Source organism: Weizmannia acidilactici, from assembly GCF_008974225.1.
Classification (GTDB): domain Bacteria; phylum Bacillota; class Bacilli; order Bacillales; family Bacillaceae_C; genus Weizmannia; species Weizmannia acidilactici.
On the sequence record NZ_BKZR01000037.1, the window covers coordinates 25,284 to 35,419 of the forward strand.

The following is a 10,136-nucleotide window of genomic DNA, read 5'->3' on the forward strand; positions in this document are numbered from 1 at the left end:
CGTCCACACCGGATTTTTGGAAGCCCCTTCAGCATAAACACCCTTCCAGCCGCAAAAGGATTTCCTTTTTGTCCAGCTGCTTTCCGGCATAGCCGGTCAGCGACCTGTCTTTTCCTATCACACGGTGGCATGGGATAATAACCGGTATTTGATTTTTTCGGTTGGCCTGTCCGACCGCCCGCACTGCTTTCGGCCTGCCGATTGCTTTTGCAATATCCGAATACGACCGCGTTTCCCCGTATGGGATTTTTTGCAGTTCCTTCCAGACAGCCATTTGAAAAGCCGTCCCTTCAACGCAAACCGGCACATCAAAGGCCTTCCTTTTCCTTGCGAAATACTCTTCCAACTCGCGGACGGCCTGTGAAAGGACCGGATGCCCGGGATCCGGATTGCCTTCTGCACGGCCGAAATCGATGGCTGTTACCCCTTCCTCATTTGCCCATACCGTTAAAGGGCCGATGGGGCTCTCCATCCATGTGAAAGCCATTTTTCATCACCTAACCGTTCTGTGTGGGAAGATAAATATGGAATATTGTGCCTTCCCCCACTTTGCTTTCTACATCGATCATTCCTTTATGCTCTTTGATAATTTTATAACTGATCATCAGCCCAAGTCCAGTGCCCCTTTCTTTTGTCGTGTAAAACGGCTCCCCGAGCTTCTCGATTTTATCTTCAGGGATTCCTTCCCCTTCATCCCGGATGCTTGTGTGGATCAGCTGCTTCCCTTTTTCATATTGGATTTTGATCCCGATATTTCCCCCGTTCGGCATCACTTCTATCGCATTTTTAATAATGTTGATAAAAACCTGCTTAATTTGATTGCCTTCACAGTAAACATCGGGCAACGGCTCATGGAAATGACATGAAATTTGGATATTATGCATGAGCGCCTGCGCATTCAAGAGATCAATCGTATCGCTCATAATTTTCCGGATATCGTGGTTTTGGAACTGAGTGGCCTGCGGTTTGGCCAGCACCAAAAATTCGGTAATAATTGATTCAATCCGCGCCAGTTCCGACGTAATCACATTAAAATACAAAGAATGTTCCTCTTCTTTCATGCTGCTTTGCAGCAATTGGATAAATCCTTTCAAGGCCGTCATCGGATTGCGGATCTCATGGGCGATCCCCGCCGCCAGCTCCCCGACAATGTTTAGCGTGTCCGATTTCCGGAGCTGCTCCTGCATTGCCCTTTTTTCGGTAATGTCCCTGATGACCGTTAAATTCATATTGGATGTTAAATTGCCTTTTGATATAATTTCATAGTATTTGGTATAATTGGTCCTCGGCACGGTAATCAAATAGTCTGCCACCCCGTTTTCTTTTAATTTAAAAAGATGTCTGAGGAAATCTTTTTGTATTTTTTCATCATCATCTGTATGTAATAAAGCGTGCAACGTTTTCCCGATCACTTCTTCTCGCCGGCAGCCAAAATATTCGGCGGCAACAGGGTTGATATCCAAAATTTTAAAATCCCAGTTCCATAACACCATGCCGTCGAATGACCCTTCAAACACTTTCCGGAAGCGCTCCTCGCTGTCGTGTAAAGTCTGTTCCATCTGGTACCGGTCGCTGACATTACGGAAGATCGTTATATGGTATTTTTCAGCGCTCATATACTTCGAAGTAAACTCCAAATGTTTCAGCTGCCCGTTCGGCATTTTAAACAGCAGCTCATCCCGGACAGCTTTTGTTTGATTAAGTTTGTCCAGCCATTGGCAGTTCTGCCCGTTTTCCAAATAAACAAAATCCCACAGCTTTTTTCCCATAAATTCTTCCATTGTACATTCAAAAATTTTTAATGCTGCCTCATTTGCCAATAAAATCCGTCCGCTGCGGTCCCAAAACACGATCGCATCAATTGCTTCCAAAAAAAGGGTCCGGTACAGCTGTTCATTATCTTTTAGCACAATTCCCTCTTTTTTATTCCGGTGAAAATCTTCCTGTTTTCTTAAAATAAAACGATTAGTTCCCAAATTTATTCTCCCCTTCATCTTAAGAAGCATGATCCCATATTTCCTTCTCTTTCTGCGAAACGAGTTCAACCAAAAAGAAAAGCACAGCCTCCTAACCAATGGGATATGCCCATGCGGAAAAGCCGCTGCTGCCATCCAGGCATATCGGGGCCCTGAATCCGGCAATATCAAGAAGCGCATCAGCAGAAAGCTTCCGCCGCAATCAAGAACAAGTACTGCCATGGCAAAGCAGTTGCAGTTATGTAATTATTTGTCAAAAACGGTTGGCGAAATAAGTGTGTATATGGAGTTATTTCGTTAAATAACAGGAATCTCCTGCTTCGAGTTGCAAATTTTCATGAGGAAAGTCCCAAAGGGCAGACAAAAAGGGGCTGTCCCAAAAGTCGGTTAACTGACTTAGGGACACCCCTTTTTCATGCAAAGTAAAAGTTATTAGAGATTGTTGATGATCGCGAAATTCACTCGCTTTCCGCACGCGTCGTGATCCTCCTCTCTCGTCCCTCAAGCACACTGGGTCTCTTCTTGCTCGCTTTTCCCGCAGGAGTCTCGTGAATTTCGCAAATCATCAACGAGTCATATACAGAGAAAATGCAAAAAACCGCCTTTTTCATTATAATATAAATGTCTAGCAAACATTGAATGGAGGCGGTTTTCTTGAGTAACTATTCAGCTACCTTTTTACTTTCTTCTGCGGTGTTGTTTTTTGTCCCGGCCCGCAGCTGATTCCGCCATGATTTCGTATATTTTCCCGGCATTGATATCACCGAATTCCAGCGCCGCCTCTTCACGGAAATGTTCTTTTCGGCGCTTCATGACTATCTCCCCTGCCGGCCTTTTTTCGAATTTCGGTTGGCGCCTTTGATTGCTTCTTCACCGCGGGCAAATTCAGCGGAAAATTCCGTTTCCGCCAAATTCTCCTTTGGGGTTTGATTATTTTTCACAGCTGCATCAAATACCGCTTTCCGTTTTGACATTTTCCTTCCCCCCGTATGGAAATCCTTGCGTTTTTAGCATCCCCTTCCCTTCCCGGTTTAAAAGCTGTAATATCTGTATGCAGCGGGCTGAATTGTTTCGGGATGGATACAAGTGTTTCCAATCATATTTGATAAACTTGCGCCAATACTAACCATTAAACAAAGCTCTGCAGCGGAATCCTCGCGCTTTCCGAAGCAAACATTCCGCGTAATTCCGCTCCATTTACAGAGCAAAAAACAAAAAAGGAGAATGGATATGGCTAGAATCAGCAATAAATTATTAATTCCAGGCATCGAAGAATATTTGGACCAGGTAAAATACGAAATCGCCCAGGAATTCGGCGTACAGCTCGGATCCGATACCGTGTCGCGTGCAAACGGCTCGGTGGGCGGCGAAATTACAAAACGGCTCGTCCGGCAGGCCCAGGCCCATCTTTCAGGGCAAAAGGGCGAATAAATGAAATGGCAAAGCAGGCATTCTTTAGTACCCTGCTTTGCCGTTTCATTTTACATATTCTTTTAAAAAATGGAAGTCACCGTTCATGATCAGCACGAGCGCAATGATGTACTTCCGGTTCCGTTCCAGTGTTTTGCGGCTGACTTCAACTTTTTCTTCCAGCTGTTTCAGCGGAATCCGCCGTTTTTTGTCCAGCACCGAAAGCAGCTCCTTATCTTCATAAAGCACTTTCGCTGCTTTTAAAGCATGCAGCTTGGCATCCCTATGTTTCGGCCCCTGCCTGATCAGGTCTTCAAACCGAATGCCGTATGTATGTAAAACAGATGCAAACCGCAAAATTTCCGCTTTCCTGCTTTCTTCCTCCAATTTCTGCCGATATTTTGCAATCGAGGCAGATTGCTCAATATGAAGGGAAATGGCGGTTTCATCCTCATCTGTCCCATAAACATCCAAGCTTGCTGCCTTATGTTTGGACACCTGGCGGATGTAGTCGATTACCTTCCTCTTGATCATCACTTCCGCAAAAGGCAGTAACGAAGCACCTTTTTTGTTGTCGTATTTCATCATGCTATCGTGAAATGCCATCAGTCCGATGCTGAATTCATCATCTTTATGGTCAATATACCGTTTGCACACTTTTGCGACTGTTTTTTTAATAAACGGCTGGTAATTCTGCAGCAAAAAATCCGCCATGTTCCGGTCGCCCTGCTGCACGCGCCGCACCAAATCTTCAAGCGGCTTGTTCCGTTCCGCCTGCGCAACCGCCATTGCCATTCGGTCACCCCCTGTTCCATGCCACATTGTACCATCTGCATGCAACACAGAGGTTGCGATCGGATTACGGTTTGATTTCACGGAAAAATTGCCTGCACTTTCCGTAATAAGTTTGAAATAAGCGCAGGCAAGCCTTTATTTATTCAAATGCTTTTTTTCTCCTGCTTTGCTGTTTACGCGGGGAAGATTCCGCTCGCTCTTTTTAGCGACGCCGGCATCTTTCCGGATAGAGATGAAATAGCCGCCCGCCACAATCGCAAGCATGACCGTCCAAAACACAAGCTTCCACGCGGCTGATTCCGGAAAATGCTCATCCAAAAGCCCGACGCCCGGATGGGACAGCGTAAAAACGAGTAATTTGACGCCGACCCAGCCTACAATCAGGAATGCGGCGTCTTCAAGGCCCGGATATTTCTTCAGCAGGCGGACAAACTGGTTGGCGGCAAAACGGATCAGGACAAGACCGATGGCACCCCCTAAAAACATGACGATAAACTGTCCGCCGTCGATCCCGCCGATCGTAAACCAGCCGGCCGGGCGCAGCGTAACGGCCAAAGCCACCGCCGCAAGCATTGAATCAATGGCAAAGGCAATGTCGGCCAATTCCACTTTTAAAACGGTCATCCAAAAAGAAGCAGGCTTGCTTTTGGCAGCCGTTGCCTTTGGTTCAGTTTTTTGGCGTTTTTTCATATAATAGTGGATCATAATGAAGAATAAATAAGCTGCGCCGACCGCCTGGATCTGCCAAATACCGGCGAGAAACGAGATGAGGAACAAGGCTGTAAACCGGAAAATAAACGCACCCAAAAGCCCGTAAAAAAGTGATTTTTTTTGCTGTTTCTGCGGGAGATGCTTAACCATTACGGCCATCACAACCGCATTGTCGGCGGCCAATATCCCTTCAAGCCCGACCAATACGAGCAGCACCCACCCATACTCCAACAGCATTGACATATCCATTCAAACAGTCCTCCCTTTGCCGGCAGCGCCCTAAATCCGCATAGCCTTAATGGAAGAAAAAGCGGCATGCCGGATCTAATCGCTTTGCGGCGTTATTAGATTTATGCCACTTTTGACAATTTTCCTATAAGACAAAAAGCAAGACCTTTGCCTATATAGGCAAAGGTCTTGCTGGACATTCGGACAATGCCAACAAAGCCGATGACACCGTTCAGCGGATCATGTAATGACGACTTTGTTTTAAGTGTGCTACACACACTTAACGCTACTCCCCTTTGACAACTGCCAAAAGTATTTTGTTGTTTTGATTATAAAGATTTTTTTCATTTCCGTCAACAGTTATTTTTCCAATCATGTCTTTACCGGCTTTTTTTCTGCACAATTTTACGGATGACACCGCCTATTAAAAGCCCCGGGATTGCGAACATCATTGGAAAAAATACCGGTCCGACCGGTTTATGCCAGAACACGGCGGCAGGCGAGACCATTAATCCAAGCGTCACAAAATAGGCAGCAAACGCAAAAGGAAGATAGCTGTGCTTCGGGGGATTGCTCCAACTTGTTTTATAGGCATCCCACATCGCGAAAAAATATAAACACGGATAGAACATCAGCCATCCGTAATCGACCGTTTCGCCGGCCTCGGCTGTTTTTCCTAAAAAACTGAGCATGATGGCTTCATTAAAGCGGCTGTTCACATTGATGATAAACTCTAAAAAAATAAACAGGATGCCTTTTATATAGCTGCCGGCCAACAGCTGCGCAAAACCCGGCAAGGCAATGCTCCAAAGAATGGCCTCCAATGGCGCTACTTTTTTCATGCGTCTGCCTTTATATAACCAATGTCCAGATTTTGTTTACCATTATAAACTTCCTTCCTACCTTTTTTGCATGCTGCGTGGTTTTCCTTGCCCATTCTTTATCGTGCCCCGGTTTAAGCAAAAAAAACACCGTCCAGCATTGATTTGCCGTGCGGTGTTTTTCCTTATTCCATCGGGTTATACAGTTTGATTTCCGGGTGCTTGTCGCTGAACCAACGCAGTGCAAAATCATTTTCAAATAAAAACAAAGGTTTTCCGAACCGGTCTTTTACAAGCAGGCTGCGCGAACTTGAAAGCGATTCATCCACCGCGTCTTCATAAATCCAGCGCGGAATTTTCGAACCGATCGATTCCATGACAACATCCGAATTATATTCATTTTTCATGCGGTGCTCGAACACTTCGAACTGCAACTGCCCGACCGCCCCCAAAATATAATCTTCCGTGTGCCAGGTGCGGTACAGCTGGATGGCGCCTTCCTGGACAAGCTGGTTGATCCCTTTATGGAAGCTTTTCTGCTTCATCACGTTTTTCGCAGAAACTTTCACAAACAGTTCCGGCGTAAATTGCGGCAGCTTTTCAAATTGGACCGGCTGTTTTCCGGAGTAGATCGTATCGCCGATCTGGTAAGTGCCGGTATCATACAGGCCGATAATATCGCCGCTGACCGCCTCATCCACCGTGCTTCTGTCATCCGCCAAAAATTGGGTCGATTGCGAAAGTTTCATCTGCTTTCCGGTTCGCGCCAGCGTTACCGACATGCCGCGCTCGAATTTTCCGGAGCAGACGCGGATAAATGCGATCCGGTCGCGGTGGGCCGGATTCATATTGGCCTGGATTTTAAACACAAAACCGGAAAATTGTTCGCTCAGCGGATCGATTACCCCTGCATCCGACATTCTGCCCTGGGGGGAAGGCGCAAATTGAAGATACGTCTCCAAAAACGTCTGGACGCCGAAATTCGTCAAGGCGCTGCCGAAAAAGACTGGCGTCAATTTGCCGTTTGCAATCCGTTCTTCCGAAAATTCATTACCTGCTTCATTGAGCAAAAGAATTTCTTCCAATGCCTGGTCATATAATGCATTTTCTTTGATTGGGTCATCTCCTTCCACTTCCCCCGCATCATTCAACGGCAGGAAGCGCTCGTCTTCATCGACGCGGAACTGCTCAATGCGGCGGTGGTAACGGTCGTAAATGCCGAGAAATTCCTTTCCCATTCCGATCGGCCAGTTCATCGGATAAGATTCGATGCCCAACACTTCTTCTAGTTCGGCCAGGAGCTCGAGCGGCGGCCTCCCCTGCCGGTCGAGCTTATTGATAAACGTAAAAATCGGAATGCCCCTCATCCGGCATACTTTAAACAGCTTAATGGTCTGCGCCTCGATCCCTTTTGCGGCATCGATGATCATGACGGCGCTGTCGACCGCCATCAGCGTCCGGTACGTATCTTCACTGAAGTCCTGGTGGCCGGGCGTATCCAAAATGTTGATCCTTTTTCCGGCGTATTCAAACTGCATGACGGAAGACGTGACCGAAATGCCCCGCTGCTTCTCGATTTCCATCCAGTCGGAAGTCGCATATTTCCCGGTTTTTTTGCCTTTGACCGTCCCGGCCGCGCGGATCGCCCCGCCAAACAGGAGAAGTTTCTCCGTCAGCGTCGTTTTCCCGGCGTCCGGGTGGGAAATGATCGCGAAAGTCCTTCTTGATAATACTTCATCTTTAAAACTTGCCATGTTTCAATTCCTTTCAATTGTGTATAATGGGCCTTAAATTCGTACGCTGCTTTTCTTATTACATCGGCATCACCTTTTTCGGTAAATCTTTTTCCGCTGTCCGCCTTAAAACTTCAACAGGCGCGGATTCAAAGTAAATAGATATTGCAAAATTATCCGATCATAGAAGACTGTACATAAGCATACAACAGTTTTTCCGTATTCTCAATGGATGTGATATGCGTCCGCTCGTAAGCATGGGAAGCATCGATACCCGGCCCGATCAGCCCGTGCGCCAAATCAAACCCTGCCTTGACAGCAGCCGAGGCATCCGACTGGTAAAACGGATAGATATCCACTTTATATGCAACCCCATTTTGTTTTGCAAGCTCCACCAGCCGTTTTCGCAATCCATAATGGTACGGGCCGCTTGCATCTTTTGCGCAAATTGAAACTGTATACTCGTCCGATGCCTGTCCGTCGCCTAGCGCACCCATGTCCACGGCCAAATATTCCGCCGTCTCGGGCGTGATATTGGAATTTCCCCCGTACCCGATTTCTTCATTATTTGAAATCAAAAAATGCGTCGTGTAAGGAAGTTGTATGTTTTCTTCGCTGATTTTCCGGATCAGGTTCAAAAGGATTCCGGTGCTTGCTTTATCATCCAAATGGCGGGATTTGATAAAGCCACTTTCCGTAATCGCCGCGCGCGGGTCAAACGACACAAAATCGCCTTCTGAGATGCCCAGCGCCCGCGTTTCTTGCGCGCTTGTTGTCTTTTCGTCGATCCGGACTTCCATATTTTCATCATTCCGTTCCAGTTTTCCCGCATCTTTATACACATGCACGGAAGTTTGGTGCATCAAAATGGTTCCCGTATACGTTTTGCCGGAAGCCGTTTCGATTTCGCAATACTCGCCTTCGACCGCATTCCAGCGGTATCCGCCGATCATTGACAAGCGCAGGCGGCCGTCTGCTTTGATTTCTTTCACCATCGCACCGAGCGTATCGACATGCGCCGTCAGCATGCGGTGTTTTGTGCCGTTCTTGCCTTGAATCGTGATGAGCAGGCCGCCTTTCCGGTTCCTTTTCATATCTAGATTCAAATCGCTTAAATATTGTCCGCAAAACCGGATCACTTTTTCCGTATTGCCTGAAGGGCTTGGGATTTCAACAAGCTGTTTAATCAGTTGGATCGTTTCTTGTGCCAATTGGATAACCCCCATTTTATCGTTTCTTATCCTATTCTACCGCAAGCAGTTACCGGCATCAAAAACGTTTAACGTCTACAGCCCGCCCGCTTTTACCCACGGCAGCATAATGGTAAAAACCGTGCCCTTGCCAAGTTCGCTTTCGACGGAAATCTTTCCCTGATGTTCCTGGACAATCTGGTAACAGACCATCAGCCCCAAACCGTTTCCCCGCTCCTTTGTCGTATAAAAAGGCTGCCCGATTTTTCCGATTTTTTCAGGTGGAATACCTATGCCTTCATCCCTTACCGAAATGCAGATACAGTTTTCGGGCAGCGCAGATACCTCAACGGTCAGCGTACCCCCGTTTTCCATCGCTTCCATGCCGTTTTTGATTAAATTTACAAACACCTGCTTCATTTTCGAATCGTCACAACGGATGTAGACCGGCTGGGATGGAAAAATCGTTTCGATCTGGATATTTTTATCGTTCGATTGCGTTTCCATTAAGACCAACACTTCTTCCAGCAGTTTTTGGATGCAGTGGATCTTCAATTCCGATTTTTTAGGCCTGCCGAGAAAAAGCAGTTCGCCCGAAATCATTTCGATGCGCTCTATTTCATTTTGCATAATATCAAGATAATGGTTCGTATCAATGACCCCCGCCTGCATCAACTGCAAAAACCCTTTGATTGAAGTGAGCGGATTCCGGATTTCATGTGCGATGCCCGCCGCGAGCTGGCCGATCATCGACAACTTTTCCGAAGATATGAGATAATCATACAGTTCTTTCACAATCGTCATGTCTTTCGTCAACAAATGGATATGGGGCGTTCCGCCAAAATTTGAATCTTTGAAAACCGCATAAGTGGATTCCACCCATTTATAATCGTCGGTTTTCGTTTTCAGCCTGTACATCACCATGCCCATTTCTTCTTCATTTTTATGTAAAAGACCCGTTAATTTGCCAATGTCGTCTTGATGGATAAAGGAAGAATAAGGTTTCCCAATCCAGTCATCCAAATCAAATCCGGTAACGGCCTGCATATTCGGGGTAATGCTTTTCAGTATCCCGTCCCTACCAATTACCGCATTAAAAAGATGGAACTGCAGCGGGAGATCCATAAAATCGTAATGTACTTTTCCGTCACACATATTTTGCACCTGCCTATCTTGCTATCAATCCATTATCCCATTCGCATACAAAGCACCCACATGCTCAATAATATATGTATGGTTCTGGCCGGGTATTCCGTAAAGTATGTATATATA

The 10,136-nt window shown here is 46.4% G+C and carries 11 protein-coding genes; 1 reads left to right on the plus strand and 10 read right to left on the minus strand.

What is annotated here, in order from left to right:
* Nucleotides 1-28: 28 nt before the first annotated feature.
* The 4 genes from GBH70_RS12830 to ykzP all read right to left on the minus strand — a co-directional run bounded on the left by GBH70_RS12830 (nucleotide 29) and on the right by ykzP (nucleotide 2,950).
* Nucleotides 29-487 carry a methylated-DNA--[protein]-cysteine S-methyltransferase gene (locus tag GBH70_RS12830; protein ID WP_151681417.1) on the minus strand — a complete coding sequence of 153 codons (459 nt, stop codon included), beginning with the start codon at nucleotides 485-487 and terminating at the stop codon, nucleotides 29-31.
* A gap of 10 nt (nucleotides 488-497) precedes the next feature.
* Nucleotides 498-1,976: a PAS domain-containing sensor histidine kinase gene (locus GBH70_RS12835; protein ID WP_253693874.1), complete on the minus strand. Its 1,479-nt coding sequence runs from the start codon at nucleotides 1,974-1,976 to the stop codon at nucleotides 498-500.
* A 678-nt stretch (nucleotides 1,977-2,654) separates the two neighbouring features.
* On the minus strand, nucleotides 2,655-2,789 hold the full coding sequence (gene ykzE, locus GBH70_RS17545) for a protein YkzE (RefSeq protein WP_259370070.1): 135 nt from the start codon (nucleotides 2,787-2,789) through the stop codon (nucleotides 2,655-2,657).
* Nucleotides 2,790-2,791: 2 nt separating this feature from the next.
* Nucleotides 2,792-2,950, minus strand: coding sequence for a protein YkzP (ykzP, locus tag GBH70_RS16830; RefSeq protein ID WP_172967577.1), 159 nt, complete (start codon nucleotides 2,948-2,950; stop codon nucleotides 2,792-2,794).
* A gap of 256 nt (nucleotides 2,951-3,206) precedes the next feature.
* Between ykzP and GBH70_RS12840 the strand changes: the two genes are divergently transcribed.
* Entirely contained in the window at nucleotides 3,207-3,407 is a 201-nt protein-coding gene (locus tag GBH70_RS12840) for an alpha/beta-type small acid-soluble spore protein (RefSeq protein ID WP_151681418.1), read from the plus strand.
* A 45-nt stretch (nucleotides 3,408-3,452) separates the two neighbouring features.
* On the opposite strand, the gene sigI is transcribed toward GBH70_RS12840, so the two are convergent.
* The 6 genes from sigI to GBH70_RS12870 all read right to left on the minus strand — a co-directional run bounded on the left by sigI (nucleotide 3,453) and on the right by GBH70_RS12870 (nucleotide 10,019).
* Nucleotides 3,453-4,181: an RNA polymerase sigma-I factor gene (sigI, locus tag GBH70_RS12845; RefSeq protein ID WP_151681419.1), complete on the minus strand. Its 729-nt coding sequence runs from the start codon at nucleotides 4,179-4,181 to the stop codon at nucleotides 3,453-3,455.
* A gap of 135 nt (nucleotides 4,182-4,316) precedes the next feature.
* Nucleotides 4,317-5,141, minus strand: a complete 825-nt coding sequence (locus GBH70_RS12850) for a TerC family protein (protein WP_151681420.1) — start codon at nucleotides 5,139-5,141, stop codon at nucleotides 4,317-4,319.
* 359 nt (nucleotides 5,142-5,500) lie between these two features.
* On the minus strand, nucleotides 5,501-5,962 hold the full coding sequence (locus GBH70_RS12855) for a hypothetical protein (protein ID WP_151681421.1): 462 nt from the start codon (nucleotides 5,960-5,962) through the stop codon (nucleotides 5,501-5,503).
* A 164-nt stretch (nucleotides 5,963-6,126) separates the two neighbouring features.
* Nucleotides 6,127-7,695 carry a peptide chain release factor 3 gene (locus GBH70_RS12860; protein WP_151681422.1) on the minus strand — a complete coding sequence of 523 codons (1,569 nt, stop codon included), beginning with the start codon at nucleotides 7,693-7,695 and terminating at the stop codon, nucleotides 6,127-6,129.
* A 152-nt stretch (nucleotides 7,696-7,847) separates the two neighbouring features.
* On the minus strand, nucleotides 7,848-8,885 hold the full coding sequence (locus GBH70_RS12865; RefSeq protein ID WP_371862257.1) for a M42 family metallopeptidase: 1,038 nt from the start codon (nucleotides 8,883-8,885) through the stop codon (nucleotides 7,848-7,850).
* A gap of 75 nt (nucleotides 8,886-8,960) precedes the next feature.
* Complete coding sequence (locus GBH70_RS12870) at nucleotides 8,961-10,019, minus strand: ATP-binding protein (protein WP_151681424.1); 1,059 nt, start codon at nucleotides 10,017-10,019, stop codon at nucleotides 8,961-8,963.
* Nucleotides 10,020-10,136 lie beyond the last annotated feature (117 nt).